Origin of the sequence: Thermotalea metallivorans, from assembly GCF_001562415.1 — a bacterium.
Lineage (GTDB): Bacteria > Bacillota > Clostridia > Peptostreptococcales > Thermotaleaceae > Thermotalea > Thermotalea metallivorans.
Genome location: NZ_LOEE01000019.1, coordinates 188900 through 207282 on the forward strand (window position 1 = coordinate 188900; position 18383 = coordinate 207282).

At 39.1% G+C, this 18383-nt stretch carries 14 protein-coding genes; 3 read left to right on the forward strand and 11 right to left on the reverse strand.

Annotated elements, in window-relative coordinates; genetic code table 11:
* Positions 1-51: 51 nt before the first annotated feature.
* The 3 genes from AN619_RS03505 to AN619_RS03515 are packed head-to-tail and all read right to left on the reverse strand — an operon-like array spanning position 52 to position 7001.
* A complete protein-coding gene (locus AN619_RS03505; protein WP_068555087.1) occupies positions 52-1062 on the reverse strand; it encodes a LacI family DNA-binding transcriptional regulator in 1011 nt (336 codons plus the stop codon).
* Positions 1063-1103: 41 nt separating this feature from the next.
* Positions 1104-6515: a diguanylate cyclase gene (locus tag AN619_RS03510; protein WP_068555088.1), complete on the reverse strand. Its 5412-nt coding sequence runs from the start codon at positions 6513-6515 to the stop codon at positions 1104-1106.
* 24 nt (positions 6516-6539) lie between these two features.
* Positions 6540-7001 carry a MarR family winged helix-turn-helix transcriptional regulator gene (locus tag AN619_RS03515; protein ID WP_068555089.1) on the reverse strand — a complete coding sequence of 154 codons (462 nt, stop codon included), beginning with the start codon at positions 6999-7001 and terminating at the stop codon, positions 6540-6542.
* Between the two features lie 115 nt (positions 7002-7116).
* Between AN619_RS03515 and AN619_RS03520 the strand changes: the two genes are divergently transcribed.
* The 3 genes from AN619_RS03520 to AN619_RS03530 all read left to right on the forward strand — a co-directional run bounded on the left by AN619_RS03520 (position 7117) and on the right by AN619_RS03530 (position 9089).
* Positions 7117-7635 carry a TDE2712 family protein gene (locus tag AN619_RS03520; protein WP_068555090.1) on the forward strand — a complete coding sequence of 173 codons (519 nt, stop codon included), beginning with the start codon at positions 7117-7119 and terminating at the stop codon, positions 7633-7635.
* A 130-nt stretch (positions 7636-7765) separates the two neighbouring features.
* Positions 7766-8734, forward strand: a complete 969-nt coding sequence (locus tag AN619_RS03525; RefSeq protein ID WP_068555091.1) for a M23 family metallopeptidase — start codon at positions 7766-7768, stop codon at positions 8732-8734.
* The gene (locus tag AN619_RS03530; RefSeq protein WP_068555092.1) at positions 8718-9089 is read left to right on the forward strand and encodes a bactofilin family protein; all 372 of its coding nucleotides are present in this window, start codon (positions 8718-8720) and stop codon (positions 9087-9089) included. The genes AN619_RS03525 and AN619_RS03530 overlap by 17 nt, the downstream gene beginning before the upstream one ends.
* 55 nt (positions 9090-9144) lie before the next feature.
* Here AN619_RS03530 and AN619_RS03535 read toward each other — a convergent pair whose 3' ends face one another.
* The 8 genes from AN619_RS03535 to AN619_RS03570 form a co-directional block, all read right to left on the reverse strand.
* Positions 9145-10269 (reverse strand): alanine dehydrogenase, encoded by a 1125-nt coding sequence (locus AN619_RS03535; RefSeq protein ID WP_068555093.1) that lies wholly within the window; start codon positions 10267-10269, stop codon positions 9145-9147.
* A 68-nt stretch (positions 10270-10337) separates the two neighbouring features.
* Positions 10338-11822: a MocR-like pyridoxine biosynthesis transcription factor PdxR gene (gene pdxR / locus AN619_RS03540; RefSeq protein ID WP_198153226.1), complete on the reverse strand. Its 1485-nt coding sequence runs from the start codon at positions 11820-11822 to the stop codon at positions 10338-10340.
* Positions 11823-11966: 144 nt separating this feature from the next.
* Positions 11967-12158: a ferritin family protein gene (locus tag AN619_RS03545; RefSeq protein WP_068555094.1), complete on the reverse strand. Its 192-nt coding sequence runs from the start codon at positions 12156-12158 to the stop codon at positions 11967-11969.
* 76 nt (positions 12159-12234) lie between these two features.
* Positions 12235-14025: an aldehyde ferredoxin oxidoreductase N-terminal domain-containing protein gene (locus AN619_RS03550; RefSeq protein WP_068555095.1), complete on the reverse strand. Its 1791-nt coding sequence runs from the start codon at positions 14023-14025 to the stop codon at positions 12235-12237.
* On the reverse strand, positions 14015-14443 hold the full coding sequence (locus tag AN619_RS03555; protein ID WP_068555096.1) for a 4Fe-4S dicluster domain-containing protein: 429 nt from the start codon (positions 14441-14443) through the stop codon (positions 14015-14017). The genes AN619_RS03550 and AN619_RS03555 overlap by 11 nt, the downstream gene beginning before the upstream one ends.
* 225 nt (positions 14444-14668) lie before the next feature.
* Positions 14669-15286: an acetate uptake transporter gene (locus tag AN619_RS03560; protein ID WP_068555097.1), complete on the reverse strand. Its 618-nt coding sequence runs from the start codon at positions 15284-15286 to the stop codon at positions 14669-14671.
* A gap of 202 nt (positions 15287-15488) precedes the next feature.
* Complete coding sequence (locus AN619_RS03565; protein WP_068555098.1) at positions 15489-16676, reverse strand: CaiB/BaiF CoA transferase family protein; 1188 nt, start codon at positions 16674-16676, stop codon at positions 15489-15491.
* A 329-nt stretch (positions 16677-17005) separates the two neighbouring features.
* Positions 17006-18289: an ArsB/NhaD family transporter gene (locus AN619_RS03570; protein ID WP_068555099.1), complete on the reverse strand. Its 1284-nt coding sequence runs from the start codon at positions 18287-18289 to the stop codon at positions 17006-17008.
* Positions 18290-18383: the final 94 nt, after the last annotated feature.

An 18383-nucleotide genomic window follows, 5' to 3' on the forward strand; every position in this document is an offset into this window, starting at 1 on the left:
CCGCCTGCTGCATATTCCATAGGATTTGATATGGTTCATGTTTTCTATTGTTTAAGCAGGTGCAGGTCCGGTACTTTTCCGCACAATTAATTCATGAGGCAAAATAACAATTTTTTCATGGACTTCTATATGATTGATTTTCTTAATAATCATTCTGATGGCCACCGCACCGATATCATATAAAGGTTGTCGAATCGTTGTAAGACTGGGTCTATAAAAGGATGCCGGTTTCGTATCATGGAATCCTGTAACAGATACATCCTCCGGCACCTTATACCCATGATCCAGCAAACAATTGATCGCACCGATGGCCATGGTATCACTAGTAGCAAATATGGCCGTAGGCAATATGTCTTCCTTAATAAAATTTTTCACGATTTCATAGGAATTTTCCAACTTGAAATTTCCAAATTGGACCAACCTTTCATCGATGGGAATTCCATTCTCCTCCAGGGCCTTTTTGTATCCCCTGTATTGATCTTGGCAAAATGCATTGCTGTCCAAATTGCTTCGTATCAATGCAATTCTTTTATGGCCATGCTTAATCAAATAGTTGGTCATGTCATAAGAGGCTTGAAAATTATCAATCGATACGGAAGGAATGTCCAATTTGCTTGTATTTCTGTTAATCAACACAACTGGAATTTCAATTTCAGCCAAATACTCAATCAATTTGTCTTGAAGCTCCCAAGTCATCAAGACAATTCCCTCTACCTGCTTCCCTTTTAAAAGTTTCAGATACCTCAATTCTTGCTCCAAACTGCCATAAGTATTGCAAAGCAGTATATCATAAGCATACATCTTTCCAATTTCCTCTATCCCGTTTAATATTTCTCCGATAAAAAAGCTGGATATATCCGGTACAATGACGCCTATCAGTTGGCTTTTTTTCATCACTAAACTTCTGGCCACGGGATTTGGCGTATAACCGGTTTCTTCAATAATCTGCAATACTTTTTGCCTAATTTCATTGCTCACCGGTTTTGAATTGTTAATCACACGGGAAACAGTAGAAATAGAAACACCGGCTTTTTTTGCCACATCTTTAATCGTTACGCTCATATCATTCACCTCGATTGATCTTGTAAGCTTCCATGCCTACTTCAATTTTTTACTTCTTCATTCTCATAAAACACGGCGCCGATGACACCTGTTATGGAATTTACAAAGTTAAATGTCTTAAAATCAAATTCTTTTTCTTTGATAGGAACATTCAGCTGTAAAACTCCCTTTGTCTTTCCTTGATTTATGATGGGAAGTATAATTAGAGACTGCCAATCCGGTGTTCCCGCAAAAGTGTCTACATCCTGTATGCTTTCCCAATCAATCAAGTAATCTCCTGTTTTTGTTTCAAGGACATGGGATATTAATTTTTCGTTTATCTTTACATTCTCTATCCATTCTTCCTTAAAGCGTTCCCTGCAATATATATGCTTTATTTCATCTTCCGCCAATTCTATTAAAATCCCCTGTTTTGCTTCTATAATTTCAATCAGCCTTCCTAATATTTCAAATATTTTTTTCCTCTTTCCTTTGCGTTCTTTCAGCAATTCTATAATTTCTACAATTACTTGAACATTTCTATGGTCTTGGGCAATATTCCCTGAAATAATTCCGGCCAGCTTATCTACTCTCTTTCTGTGACTTCCAATATTTTTATCCCAAATCACAGACTTGTTTCTGCCGGTTTCCTTTGCATGATATAAAGCCTGGTCTGCCTTTTCAATCAATTCCTCCTGGGTATTTCCATGTTCTGGATATGCAGCTATGCCGAAACTCATGGTTACAGCATGGTCGTCTCCTAACAGGCTGGCATGTTCTATGGTTTTTCTTAATCTTTCGCAAACCGTCTTGGCCTCTGTTAAATTTGTACGTGGAAGGATGAGAATAAATTCTTCACCGCCATATCTTCCTATCAGATCCCCTTCCCTCACATTGGATCTTAAGATTTCAGCTACTTGCCTAAGCACATCATCACCTTGCCGATGCCCATAAAAATCATTTACAAATTTAAACTTATCGATATCACACATGACAATAGAAAGTTGGCTATGATTTGTTTCGGCTTTTATCAGCTCATTGTTGAATGCTTTTTCAATATATTTTCTCATAAAAACATTCGTCAGCTTATCGATGGAAGCGGTAACCTTTAAATGATAATTTTCTATCAGCACATACAGCAAATTGCATAGGGCATCGCAGGTTTTATACGCACTCCAGTCAAAATTATTAAAAATTTTATTGGTATCCAGATAAAGATATCCCAGGATGCGATCGGTCTCGTCCTTGCCCCAATTTTTTCTTTTCCCTGGAGCTGTCATGTTCCCCATCTTCTGCTTTGCTGTAATGGGGATACAAATGACAGCCTTCGCATTATCGGGCAAATATCCATAATCACTTTTCAACCCAGTGCTAAAAGTTTCTTTAAGCAGTATGCCATCCTGTTTTTGGCTTACCCTCTCCAATATGTAACGTATATCAGGCAGTTTATGGTGCTTGTATAGTTTCATCGTATCCCTAACGTTTCCTCCTTCGTCCACAAGAATAATAAAACCTCTGGTGGCTAAGGATACTTTCACACAATATTTCAAGACTATTTCCAGGTTTTCAGCATGATCAGAAGATAAAAATTGAATTAAATCTCTCAAACTTGCTATTTTCATCGGCAGCAGAGACTCATATTCCCTTAATGCTGATTCCAAGAATTTCTCGTTATGGAATAGCCTCTGTAAATCTGAAAAATCAAAATAAGCATTTAAATCCTCAATCTCCATGGAGGAATTCCATTCTTGAGAATTATCCTCTTCATAATTCTCCTCCAAAATCATCTTTTTCAACATCAAAATCTTTGGTTTTATCGCCTTTTTGACCTTGCTGCTGTTCATATAATCCAGCCGCAAGTCGTTAGGGATCTTGTTTGTAAGCCTTCTCAGTATATCTAAAGAAAAGATATAGCTATTGATGGCCTTATAGTATTCCTTTTCTTTTAAAAAAGCATCCCCTAATATTTGATAAATCCTCCATTCCAGCTCCAAGAATTCCCTCTGACTAACTTCTTTCAGCATGTTTTCAAAATAACGGATCTTGTCCTCCGTAAAGTAGCCCAAAATATAATTTCTTTTATGCTGCAGCATTTTACTGTCAAAGGTCTGCGACAGTTTCTCATCATATTGCAGCATTTCTGCAGCTTCATGCAGCAGGCCCTCTTCTACAAAATAAAGGGCGGCATCCAACAGCAATCTTCGCTTTTCCTTTACGAAACCTTCCCTTTGAAACTTTTCAATCAATGCAAGAATATTTTGTACACCTTCATTTTTCATATGATCCAGTTGAGAGAGCAGTTTCAGCGAGCAAATCTCAAACCCACTGATTTTATCGGTTTGGGAGAGCAAAGCCTCTTCTTGGGAAAGCCATTGCGTTGCCAGTTTCTCGGAGCCTACTTGAAAATAAAAATTCACTTTCAGAATATGATAATATATATACATCCTGCTTGGCTCAGAACAATTCCCCATCTCCCCTTCAGCCTTCTTCAGGTAGTTGTAAGCCTTTAGATATTCATTTAATTTCATATAGGCTTCAGAAAGATACAGGTAAGCCCAAGACAAACTTATTTTATCTCCCGTTAATTCATCTAGATGTATGACCTTATTGAAATATTCGATGGCAAGCTGATATTCATCTTCTACCAGATAGGTTTCACCAATATTTAAGTAATATATGGATGTTCCCGCAATAAAATTATATTTTTCAGCCAGTTTTAAAGCTTTTTCATAATATTTTCTGGCCATTTTTGTGTTTTGCATGGCCTCCATAAAGAGTACGCCCATATTGTTGATGGGCTTCATCGTCTCTATATGGTATCCGGATTTTTCTAAATATTCTACGCTTTTGATATAAGCCAACATAGCTTCATCATATTTTCCCAGAAATCCCAATAAATTGCCCTTGCGATTCAGAAAGCTACCTATATAGCGATAGCTGCCAAAGGTAATGCTTTTTTTCAAAAATTCGTCGGTGATCCGAGATGCATTTTCTAAATCCTCTTGTTCAAAAAACGTTCGGCTTAATAAATGGCCTGCCTCCAGATATCCATCAATATATTCGATTTCCTTGGCAATTCGGATAACTTCTAAAATCATCTTCTTTGCGGGCTCTATCATATTTTTTATAAGGTAGATGGAGGATATTTTATTTTTACCATCCACTATTTCCCTTTTCTGATAAAATTTCTCGGCAATTTTGACCGCTTCTTCATAATAGTACAAAGACTTATCGGTTTCCCCCATATTGAAATATATTTCTCCCATAATCAATAAAGCTGTAGTCTTCCGGTGATCTTCCGCACAATTGCCAAATAACTCTATTATCTTTTCCAAAAAATCCAATGATTGGGTATAAATATTTAAGGAAAACATCTTTTGGGCAGATTCTAAACAGTAATCAATGGCCTTGCTGACATTTCCACATTTTGTTAAATGGTGAATTAATTCATCTTTATTCTCTCTGCCCTCCCGATCATACGAAATTTCCAATATCATTGCAGCTTTCCGATGGCACTCTGCTTTTTCTTCTTTTCCAATGGCTCTGTAGATATGGTTTTTCAGTTGACGATTCTCATAATCGTAGGTATAACCCCAATCCTCCAGTTTTTCCCCCAATATTTTCATTTCCACCAATTTGCAAAGTATGTCCTTCGCCTCAGACAGATCCATATCCATCATATTGCTTATAATCTCTGGAGAAACTGGAGCGTTGAATATAGAGATGGTCTTTAGCACATGCAATGTATTTTCATCCAAAGATTTTACCTGATTGAGCAAAGCCTCACCAATGGTAGAAGGAAGTTTCACATTGTCTATCCCGATGCCTTCTCCCTTGATCATCCATTTATTGTCTTGATTTACAACCAGGGTTCCTTCAATAAATAAATTTTTAATCACTTCCTCTATATATCGGGGATTGCCGTCTGTTAATTTCATAATTCGGGTAGCCAGCTTTAAGGGTTTCCATGCCATACCCAAAATGTTCTGGATAAGGGCAGCCGTCTCTTCCAAATTAAATTTACTTAAATGAATTTGGCTGATTTTTTCTGTTGTTTCCCATTCTTTCAAAAATCTTGAAATTCCATCTTGTTCTTCCGTTCTGCAGGTCATTATAAAAAAAACAGGAAATTTTTTCTTGTTTTTCAACACAAAGCTAATGAATTCTAAAGTACTTTCATCTGCCAAATGAATATTTTCCAATATCATTACCGCAGGCTTCAAGGATACAGCATCATGGATAAAGTGAAAGACTCTGTCATACAGTCTTAGCTTTTCTTTTTGTGCTGAAAGCACGGGAGAGGGGGTGATGTCCCAGATATTTCCTATGCTGGGTAGAATCTTTACCAATTCCGGCCCATATTTTTTTACAAGATCATAATGTGCATTTTTCAACATTTGTTTTAAAATCTCTTTTAATGCTTTATGCTGAACAGCATTGGGTTCAAGGTATTCTGAAAAGTATGCATGCACATTGTCCATCCGGAAGCGGTACAATACTTCTTTGATGAACCGGCTTTTGCCGATTCCGGCCTCTCCTTCAACCAGTATTGCCCTTGGACCCATGTGAGCCTTGTTGAAGTCATTGAAAGTCTTCAGCACTTTATTGACCTCATTTTCTCTATGGATCAGCTTTATATTAAAATTGAGCCTTTCGTAATTTCCTCTATCTTCGATGGGCATAAACTCGCCTTCACCCAACTCTCGAACAGCGGAAATCACCTGCCCTATATTTCTGTACCTTTCATCCATTTCAAAAGAAGTCATTTCCTTAATCATCTTATCTAATTTTTCATTTCGATTATTTTTCAGACTATCATATAAATACTTAAATTCATTGTTCTTATAGGAGGCGCCATAGTATAGGTAAAACAGAAGAACACCCAGAGAAAAAATGTCGCTTCTAAAATCTACTTCCAATCCCATCTGGCACTCTGGAGCAATAAATTGTTGATTGTAATGGGCAATTTTTCCCCTGTCAAATTCTATCTGTTTGACATAGGCAAGATCCTTCAATTTCACTTGAATCTGATTATTTTCTTTATATAAGAAGATATTATCCAGAGTTAAATATTTATAGCATATCCCTCGAAAATGCAAATACCTGATGCCGCTACAGATTTTCACGAATGCTTCCATCGCCTCTTGTTGGGATAAATCCGTATATTTTATAGGATTATAGGGCACATATTCCCTGGTGTAGAAAAATTGCTTTGTCGATGGCGTTTTATTGTCAATGGTTTGTATAATATCAAAAGATTTATTTTGCAACAATGTTTCGTGTTCAAAAGAAGTAAAATAGATATATTCATCAATGTAATGCTGAATTAGGTCACTTTTTGAAAATTCCGGCTCAAATATTTTTATGAGTATTTTTTCGTTATGATTATATAAATCCATGGCAATATAAGATGTAGCATAAAAATCTTTATCTACATAATGCAAAATTTTATACCTTCCATTTACTAACTCCATTCCCACACATCCCCATGAAGATGATTAATCTTTTATGCAATCACATTCTGCTTCTGTTCTTTCATGTATCATTTTTAACGCCAGAATCAAATCATTTTTCTGTTCTAAAGTTAAATCAAGCAATACCCTATCTAAGTACGCCCTTCTTGTATCAAGAACTTCTTCAATCAGCTTGTGTCCCTTATCAAGAACGCTTATTCTTACTACCCTTCGGTCCTTTGTGTCCCGGATTCTTTCTACTAAGCCGTTTTTTTCCATCCGGTCAATCAGATCCGTTATGGTGCTGCAGGCCAAAAACATTTTGCTGCTTAATTCGCCTATAGTCAAATCCCCGTATTTAATCAACTGCAGCAAAGCATCGAACTGCGGCGGCGTAATCTCAAAATCTGCTAATATATCTCTCCCCTTTCTTTTGATAGATGTACATACCCATCGTAACAATCTTTCAATTTCTACGATATCTTGAGGAAATTTTTCTTTGCTCATTGGTACCTCCATAAATTCACTTTATTATTCTGCTTATTATGCTATAATAAGTAATGAGTGATGCCAAATTTTCATTTATCATTATTATATAACTATTTTATGAGGAGGTAAACATATGATCCAGCATGGTTCTTTAAATCTGAATGCCATAGAAGCAATGCAGTTCCTATGGACGTCCATTTCTTCCAAGGACAAACTTACAGAAAAATTTATTATTGATATTGCAAATACAGAACCCTTTCAGTGGATATATAATGATGAATTCACTTCGGAATCCGTAAGAAGAAGCCTGAGTGCATTATCAAATCGCGAACCGTTCACCGGCAATAAAGCGGAAAACAGGTTTTACAGCAGAAATCTCATGATTTTAGAATATATGGATACATTGCACGACAAGATTAATGCTTTCAAAGGAGTCCGGCTCAAGGACATTATTGAGCATCTTAATAGAACATGGAACATAAAGGACATGGATCACCTAGAGGTAGTGGTTGTCCCTACTCCCTTTGATACATTCCAATGCCATGAAAATAAAATTATTTTAAATTTCTTCAAATTTCACTTGGTAGACGGCATACTCAAAGCAGATGATATGCCTATAGAGGAAATCCTAAAAACAGCCCTAACCTCTTAAACGCAAGCCATATGCTTGCTTTTTTTTATCAGCCCCTTGCACAGCAGATAAAAAGTTTTTCTTTTTTGAAAGGATTTCACAAAATCATGTCGAAGTATACTACCACTAGTTTTTTGGAGGTATTTTATCCATGAGCTTTTTTCAATATTTGAAACAGCTTCGCAAAGAACACCTTACTTTTGTAGTAATCCCCCATTCTGGTAAGGGAACAAAGCAGTTTCAATTGAATAAATTTCTGCTGTATTCTATTTTTACTTCCTTCGCCATACTTTGCATATCCCTTGTGGTGCTTTCTTATACCTTCATAAGCACCAAATATGCCCTTTATGCCAATCTAAATCATTTGCAACAGCTACAAGAAATCAACGAAAAGCAGGCATTGGAAATTTCTGAGCTAAAAAATCGCACCAGCACAATCCATGAAAAACTAAACATCCTGAGTGAACTGGAGCAAAAAATACGATCCATGGTGGGATTAAAAATGTCCGTTAATTCTTCCAGCTTAAAACCTACGTCCCGCTCCTTTTATAGAAATATTCCAAGTTCAGACCTATCTCCATTGCCATTGGAAGATACAGATATTGATTTAGATATTTTGGCTGCCGAAATGGACAGCAAAATTGAAAATTTGGCGGAGCTTATTCATGATGTAGATGGCCAGTTGAAAGCCATCGATGCTCTTCCTGACGCCATGCCTGCTGAAGGAAAAATTACATCAAAATTCGGCTATAGAATTTCCCCCTTTACAGGCAGGAGACAGTTTCATCACGGGATTGATATTGCCAATGATCAAGGAACCCATATTGTAGCAGCCGGTACAGGTATTGTTACCTTTTCCGGCTGGAATACAGGATATGGCAAAACCATCATCATATCCCACGGAAACGGATATCGGAGTGTATATGCCCACAACAGCGAAAATCTAGTGGAAGTAGGGCAAAAAGTAAAAAAAGGAGATATGATTGCAAAGATGGGAAGTACGGGACGCAGTACCGGACCTCATCTTCATTTCGAAATTCACTATAAGGGCGAGCAAATCGATCCTGAAAATGTCCTAAAGAATAGATTGGGAGGTGGAACAGGTGTTCAAAAAAAATGATGTTCCCGTGGCAAATCATGAAAAATTCGATACCCTCATCGGCAGTAATTCCCATTTTGAAGGAACTTTGACAGCAGAAGGAACCATCCGCATCGACGGGCTGTTCAAAGGGGACATCCAATCAAAGGGAAATGTTATTATCGGTGAAGAAGGCAAGGTATGCGGCAATATTCTTGCAAATAATATTTTCAATGCCGGTACCATCGAAGGAAATGCAACGGCATCGGGTCAGCTCAAAATCGCAGCAACAGGCAAACTGCTGGGAGATATACAGGTCTCAAGCTTTATAGTGGAGGAAAAGGCCATTTTCGAAGGAAAATGTTCAATGAAGGAAATAGGACAAAATGAGATCTAGTCTCACCTCCATATCCTGTGGACAAGACAGGGAGATTTCCATACACAATTTTTCCTCATTTGCATGGGTAAAAACAGCTTTCAAAGGGCTTATAGCCCAGCCCAAAATTTTCTGCTGCCTTTTTATGCAGCAGCCAGCCTTCATAGAAACACATCCCTTTTCTTAAGCTCGAATGGTTCAATACAGCCTTTTTATATCCATGCTCCGCCAGTTTCATAATATAAGGAAGGGTTGCCTCTGTTAAAACCATCGTTGCTGTCCTGGGAACAATTCCCGGCAAATTGGGAATAGCACAGTGAATAATGCCGTCAACAACATAGATAGGATCATCATGGGTCGTAGGGCGTGAAGTTTCAATGGTTCCATTTGTGTCACAGGCTACATCAAAAATGATGGTTCCTTCCTTCATCTCCTTCAGCATATCTCTGGGAATCAAATGGGTATCCTTTTCCCCCATCTGATCAATTGTATTGATAATCATATCCGTCGTCTTCAGGACCTTTACAAGATTTTCTTCGGTAAGAATCAGATACGTTGCTTTTCTGCCAAGTCTTTGCTCCATTCCACGGAGCCTGTGCATGCTTCTATTGAGAATCGTCACATTGCAGCCTATCCCGGCAGCAATGAAAGCTGCTCCTTCCGCAGCGGCTCCTGCCCCAAGAATAGCCACTTCTACCGGCGAAATCCCGGGCATACAGCCTAGCATCAATCCCTTTCCCCCATGGATGGTATGAAAAAATCTGCTTCCCATCATTACAGCCATCTTCCCTGCAATCTCACTCATGGGAATCAGCAGGGGCCTGCGGCCTTCCTGATCTTCTACGCTTTCATAACCAAAGGCTGTAATCTCTTTTTGAATAAAAGCATAGCAAAGCTCCTTGTTTCTTTCCGGCAGCACATAGGAAAAAATTACCTGTTTCCGCTGCAACCATGCCAATTCTATATCTATGGGTGGTTTTACCTTTACAATCAAATCTGCAAACTCATATACCTTCCGAACGTCTTCCACGAGCACTGCGCCAGCTTCTTCATACATTGCATCGGTAATGCCGCTGGGAATGCCTGCTCCCCTGCTAACATATACTTCATTCCCTGCACTGACGGCCTGCTTCACCCCCAAATGAGTCATGCCTACTCTATATTCCCGGTTGGCCGTTTCCTTCGGTACTCCGATTTTCATTCATATAGCCCCCTTTACCAATTTTGTGGTGCTATATTTTATTAGAAAAAAACCCTCAATATACCTCATTATAAAATAGGAAAATAAGCATTGATATTGGATGTTGCCTTTGCTTTCAGAAACTTTTCCATAATTTCCGATAATTTTTTCATTCCGAAGTCTATTTCATGAGGATAAACGGCAGCAATGCTCAATCGAAAATACCGGCTCTCCCCTTGGGAGGTAAAAAAGATAGATCCTGGCAGAATCAGAATATTATTTCTTTCACATTCATGATACAAATCATTGGAGGAATATCCTTCCGGCAGACAAAGCCAAAAATTCAATCCTCCCTTTGGCAAGGTATAGGATACCCCCAAAGGTGCCATATATTTTTCGAGACAATGGACCATGATCTCGAAACGTTCTTCATAAATATTTTTCATATAGTGAATATGCTGTTTCCAAATGCCCTTTCTCAGGTATAAATCAAAGGCCCGCTGGTTCAAACCCGATGTGGATATGTCCGATGCATGCTTTGCCGCTAAAATTTGGTGATGCAGCTTTTGTGGAATGACTAGAAACCCCAATCGCAGACCGGGCATAAAAATTTTAGAAAAACTTTTTACATATATAATCATATCCTGAATATCCAAACTTTTCAGTGTAGCAGATTCATAGCCATGAAAACTCAATTCGCTTAAATAATCGTCCTCAACAATCAAAACATTGTACCGGCTGGCCAGCTCCAATAGCTTCTGTTTTTTTTGCTGACTATAAGAATATCCAGTGGGATTTTGGAAATTAGGCATTGCATAAATCAGTTTAGGTCGATGGGTTAAAATTTTCCCTTCCAAATCAGCCATATCCATTCCGTCCTCAAATATGGGAACATCAATGATCTTGGCACCTCTGGACTTGAATGTGGCAATTGCACCGGTATAGGTAGGGCTTTCTACAATAACGGAATCACCAAACTGCACAAAGGCTTTAGAAATCACATCGATACCCTGCTGGGCCCCGGAAATAATTTGCACATTCTCTGCATGGGTAAAAATACCATAGGCACTCAAATAAGAAACCAATGACTCCCTTAAAGGATAGTACCCTTGACTTTCCTGATAGCCGAAAGCACTTCCTTTATCCCTATCCAATACTTCGATCAAAAGATTTTTAAAATCCTCCACGGGAAATAAATCGGGCGTAGGGGTAGCACTGGCAAAGCTGATCATATTGTTTCTAATTTGAATCTGTCCTCGATCCATTTGGCGAAAATCTTCATCAACGGGATATTTATGTTGTTCATTTAGATAGCGGTAATTTCCCGAGGGTTTGACAAAGGTGCCGCTGCCTATTTTTTTATAGACATATCCCTCCTCTTCCAGCAAATCATAGGCCTTTACAATGGTCACATTGTTGACCCCCAGCAAATCTGCCAGTTGTCGAATGGGTGGAAGCTTATCATTGGCTTTCAGCACTCCCTGCTCTATCATATTTTTGATAGATTTAAATAATTGAATATACATATGTTCCAGTGAATTCTTGTCAATGCATATCTTTGCAAACAGATCCATTATAACCTCCTGAATTAACCTTTCTTGTGCATTCTTCCTATATTCATTATACAAAATCTGCACCTGCATTACTATAGACAAAAGCAAATCCCAGACGGAAGACAAAGCAATACAATAAGAAAAAGTGCGGAATTTCCGCACCTTTTAATGTCTATCGTATTTATCGATCAATGCTTGCAGTTTTCTGGCCTGCATGCCGCATTCCTCTGCAAATTGCTTGAATAATCCTGCCACCTCTTTGTCGTTTACTTGTTTAGAAAACATTTCATAGTCACGTACGCTTTCCTGTGCATCCAATAATTTTTTCATAATTGTATCCCGTGTATTCATTTCCATCCTTGTACACCTCCTCATTGATTCAGTATTAGTTTTGCCTTAACACTATTTATTATGTACAAATATGATAAATATATTAAATGGACTTTTTTTCATCATCAGTACGGGCGAACAAATCTACACTTTCCGCACATATTTTTTCCGCCCTTTCCATATATATGCTCAATAAATCTTTTGCTTTATCCTCCTTCAACAGACCATGAAGGGTTTTCGTTTCAAAAAACCTTTTTGGAAATTCTAGTTTTCTATAATCAAAACCAAGTTTCTTTTTCAAGGCTATCTTCCTCCGAAAAATATCTCTCCCCAAATCCATGAGCTTTTCAGAACTATAGTCGATTCCAATGGCCTTCAAGGCCTTCACGATGGTATCAAGATCATAAACTTTTCGAGAAAAAAGACAAATAACCAAACAATTTTGAACATTCCTTTCCATTTCTTCTAGGATCAAATCATCCACAAGTTTTTCCCCATCCGGCTCCTGCAAACTTTGATCCAAAGCATAGCCCCCATTATCCAAATGGGAGTGTCTGGCTCCTACGGACATACCCAGCAGATGGCCATAGCCCGTATGGTAACCTGCAATCTCATGTTTCCCTAAAACCGCTGCAAAATCTTTTCCTCCATAGGTCTCTGCTGCATAATGGGTTCCTTTCGACACGGTTTTATAAAATTCATTGGTTCCCTTTATGACATTTTCAATAATAAATTTATATCCCTCTGTATCCCCAAAATCAATGGATCTCCCTAACTGTTCTTTTGAAATCAGACCTTTTTGATATGCTTCCGTAATCCAACCCAACAGGACCCCCATGCTGATGCAATCCAGTCCATATCGCTCAATGATCTCGATAAGGGAGAGGATATCATCTTTGCTGCCGATACCCAGGAAAGAGCCCAGAGCAAATATCAGCTCATGGTCATAGGAAATACCGCTCCACGCATATTCATAGGGATCAGCAAACCTCTTTCTGTGAATGCCTATGTGAATACATCCCACGGGACACCCTGAACATGCCAGTTTTCTTACCAGCTTTTCCTCCGCAAAAGATTCCCCGCTGATTTCTTGGGCAAATTCAAAACTGCTTTCCTGCAGATTTCTTGTAGGCAAGGAATTCATATGGTGTAAAGACAATATATTGATGGACGTGCCGATGCCATGATATTTTTCCATAAGGTCTGTTTCCATTACTTTATGATAAATTTCCCTATACACCTTAGGATATTCTTTTTTGTCAGGAATAGACTCACTTTCATCTCCATGGACAATCATTCCTTTCAAGCCTTTACTTCCAAACAAAGCCCCTAACCCTAATCGTCCAAAATGGCGGTAGGTATCCACATTCACGCCTGCAAAGGAGATTAACTTTTCACCGGCAGGACCAATCCGCAGAATTGACCGTAAACCTGTCCCTGGTTCCTTTTCCCTCAAAAGCCTCCCTGTTTCTTCTGTATCCAGTCCCCATAAGGCTTCGGCATTTTTAAACTCCACCTGCTCATTGCTAATATAGAGGTAGACAGGTGTTTTTGCCTTCCCTGAAATGACAATGGCATCATACCCTGCGAATCGCATGGCCATGCCCAACCGCAATCCTGCATGACTTTCTCCCAATTCCCCCGTAAGTGGTGAACGAAACAAAGCTACCACCTTGGTCACGGCCGGATATATGGTTTCCATAGGCCCTATGGAAAAAATAATGGGCTGTGCTTCATGAAAACAGTCGAATTCAGGTTTGATTTTTTCCTCCAATAACTTTATTCCCGTTCCTACGCCGCCTAAAAACGGAACCAAATCCTTTCTTTTTTCAAGATTGGTTTTTTTTGCCGTCAGATCAATTTCCAAAACCTTAATAAATTTCCTATTCTGCATAAGAACTTACCTCCATCCTTAGGACGCCATGGGGACAGTTTTTTGTACATGCACCGCATTGTATGCAGATAATGGGGATCCCTTCCCTTTGATCAAAGCGGATTGCACCCACCAAACAGGCATCAATGCATTTCTTGCAACCTATGCATTTTTCCCTATGTAAACCAACTCCGCCGCCTTTCCTGGCAGTTAAAGCCCCGGTGGCACACGCTTGTGCACAAGGAGGATGGATGCAACCCCTGCAAATATCAGCGACAAACTTCCCTTGAAGTCCCCCGCTGCTTCTTATCTGTATAGCACTTTTCACAGGAGAATAATCCCCATGGACTGTTCTGGCACAGGCCAGCATACAAGAACAACACCCTATACATTGATTCATTTCCCCTATTTTTAAAATCTTTTTTCTTTCCCTTTCCATCATCACACCCCAGTTTTTCTTTAACTATTTCCATTATTACCGTCGAACAGCATCCTTATTCTTTTTCATCCTCCCTTCGTCAAAAAGTTTAAAAAAAAGAGATGATGAAATCACCTCTTTTGTATCGTAATAGCATAACGGAAGATCTATTTCCATAGCCCCTTTATGTCCAATCATCTGTATTTCAACAAAGTCTTCTTTTCAATTTTCCAGCGGAAGTCTTTGTTATTTTTTAAAAATACCCATAGGTTTTCCAACAGGCAAAAATATTCTGCCAAAATGTCCATTCAAAACTGCCGCCGCCGAAGCATAGAATCCCAGCATTGAGATCAAAAGTTCTGTATAAGCAGCAAGCTTATGGGAAAATTCCGGTAATATTCCAAATGTATTCATGGAAAGTCCCAAAAATAAAATATCAATTAGGAAAAGAATATAAAATAATACCCTGTTGGTTTCCGTAGCTGCCACAGTCATATAAATTGAAAAAATCAAATAGCCTATAAATGCAAATCCCAGCTGCCTTCCATCAATATTTGCTGCCAGAGCTTCTCCAAAAAAGCCCAATTTGGTCAACCATGAAGCGGCTACTGCAACCCAAAACAAACCATAGGCACCAAAAGCAGTGGTACCAAATAAATTATGCCTTTTTGAATCTTCAATACAGGCAAATAATTGAGCAAACCCGCCTAAAAAAATAGCCCACGGAATGACAAAAGACAAACCCCCTGTCCATCCGAGCTTTTGGGATGATGCCACCAAAGTTACCATCGCCAGTCCGAATAATCCTAAGGCCGATGGATCCGCATTGGTAATCTTTACATGTTGTGTTTCTTGTGTATTCATAAGAACCCTCCTAATAAATTGATACATACTGTAAGAAGATATCAAAAAAGTTTCGACAAGTCAATTTGCATTTTCTATGATATTTTCTCTGTTCATCCTTATTAATGACGAAAAATGTCAAAAAAACAAGAAGAATCCTTGCTTTGCTCAAGAATTCTTCTTGTTTTGATATTTTTCAAAAGGATATAACCGTTATATATAGTTAAAAAATATTCTCCTTTTTTAAATCTTCAATTTCTTCATCACTATAGCCTAACAGTTCCTTTAATATTTCTTCCGTATGCTGACCTAATAGCGGTGCAGGCGCCCTCACTCCACCCTGGGTTTCGCTCATTTTGATGGGCGTACCAGCCATTTTCAATTTTCCTGCCACCGGATGCTCTACCTCTACGATCATCTCCCTTGCCAATACCTGGGGATCCTCTATCACTTTATCAATTGTATTGATTGGCCCGTTGGGCACCCCTGCCTGGTCTAAAATCTTTAGCCACTCTGCTGTAGTTTTTGTTCTGGTAATTTCTTGAATCATCGGGACCAATTCTTCCACATGCTTTGTTCGCAGCGGATTTGTTTGAAATCTTTCATCTTGAATCCATTCTTCTTTTCCAAGGGCTTCACAAAGTTTTTCCCATAAAGCATCATTCCCTGCAGCAATCATTACCTCTCCGTCGGCTGTTTCAAAGGGTTCGAAAGGAGTTATGGAAGTATGCCTGTTTCCTGCCGGCTTTGGCACAACGCCTGTTACCACATACCTGGCTATGGCATTTTCCAGAATCGCCACTTGGCAGTCCAGCATAGCTACATCTACCTTCTGTCCTATCCCTGTTTGATTGCGATAGTGGAGGGCTGCCAATATGCCGATGGCAGAAAACAGTCCCGCTGTAATATCACCAATGGAGGGTCCTACCCTGGTGGGCCTTCCTCCTTTTTCTCCCGTAATGCTCATAATGCCCCCCATGCCTTGAACAACCGCATCATAAGCTGCTCTTTTGCTGTATGGCCCTGAATGTCCAAAACCGGAACAAGCGGCATAAATAATGCCAGGATTAATTTTTTTCAATTCCTCATAGCCTAAACCCAGTTTTTCCATGGTTCCCGGCCTATAATTTTCCACTACCACATCCGCCTTTTTTACCATTTCTTGAAATATTTCCTTGGCCTTTTCTTCCTTCAGGTTGAGCGTTATACTTCTTTTATTGCGGTTCAAGCTCATAAAATATGCACTTTCATCCCCTACATAGGGACCAAACTGCCTAGAGTCATCGCCAATACCCGGTGCTTCAATTTTTATGACATCGGCACCTAGATCTGCCATCACCATGGTAGCATAAGGTCCTGCTAATACTCTCGTCAAATCCAGTACTTTGATACCTTCCAATGCTTGCCTCATATTTCACAATCCCCTCCCCAGATATTTTTTATGTTTTATTATAGACATACAACACTAAAGCTGGATTTATGTCTTTTTATGAAGATAAACTTTTTGTGCAGCAAATGTTTTGTTGCCTATTACCAGTCATCAGCCATCAGTACTGGTAGCTGTCAGCTAGTAGCTGATAACTGGCGACCAGTTGCTATTCAAATTTGAAATTCCAGCTATATGATATGTTGTAATTTTAAGAATATTCTTATGATTATTTTATCGGAAAAGTATAGAAAGTACAATTCTCTTTGACAAAATAAAGAGGCATGGCAGGCCTCTTTATTTTATCAAAAATATTATCGCACGATCCCCACAAATACTAGCAATGCCCCGAACAATACACCGCCAAAGCCCAATATAAGCAATTGTCTGAACAACTTATCTGATTCTGATTCGTGGGCAGAAGCCATGGCCAATGCTCCTAAGGTTGATAGCGGCGAATTTGTAACAAAATGGGCGCCTAAGATAATGGCAGAAATCAATGTTTCGCCCTTTACGGCACCACCCATGGTCTCAACAATGCCGGGTACCGTAGGAATAAGGGTAGGCATCACAACGCCCGATGCAGAAGATACTGCCGACATCAATCCCCCGACGATAGTCATGATAGGCGCTGCAGTTTTTGTGTTCATAAACGCCGATAGCGTATCGGTAAGATATGAAATACCGCCGGCTTTATCCACTACATTTACCAATACACCTACGCCGCATACCAGCAATAGGGTACTCCATGGCATAGATGCAATTGTTTTTCTTTCATCGGCAGCACCTAATAGCAATAAGACTGTACCACCTAAGAATGCCACCATACCGATGTGCAGTTTTAATACAATGATGGCGGCAACCACAAGGGAAATGACCACAAGGGTTTGAATCTGAATAGTATTAAAGGGCACAGGCTTTTCTTTTGCTGCTACTGTATCGGATTGAAGTTTAAATCCTCCCAGAACTACGTAGCACACCACTGCAATAACAACCTGGGCAATAACCATATTGATAAATACATGCATCGAAGTATTATATCCTATTTTTTCAGCCAACTGTGTTCCAATGATTCCTGTAGGAGCGATCGGCGAAAGTCCACCGGCATTGGATCCGGCAATCACCATTGCCGCCATTAATAATGAGCTGATTTGTTCTTCCCGAGCTACAGCCATTGCAATAGGCAGTACCAATGCACAAACGGCAATGTTGCCAGGTCCGATGGCTGCCAAAACTGTGGAAAAGATAAAGAATAAGATAGGAATCAGTTTTCTATTTCCTTTGGCCAGATAGGCAGCTTTTCTAGCCAATAATTCCAAAGTCCCGTTTACCTTTGCAACAGCAAATAGAAAGGTCATCCCCACAAGAATGAAAAACAAGGATGTATTCCAACCTTTTACCAAGTCAGTACCCTTTGCCGCAGCAGAAGACATGGCTACCATTTGGGGTACTGCAGGATCTTTGGAGATATTGGTCAAAACAAAGAAACCTAGTAAAAATGCAAAGGCAATACTTACAAGGCCGGTATTCACACCTTTCTTAAAGCCTATAAATATAGCCAGCACCAATACCAATAAGGATATAAGTCCCATATTCATACTTTTTGTCCTCCTTTTCAATATAAAATTGCTTCCATAAAAATTTTTAAAAAATAAAAGTATCGGATAAAAACGTTTTCTTCATCAACCTCCC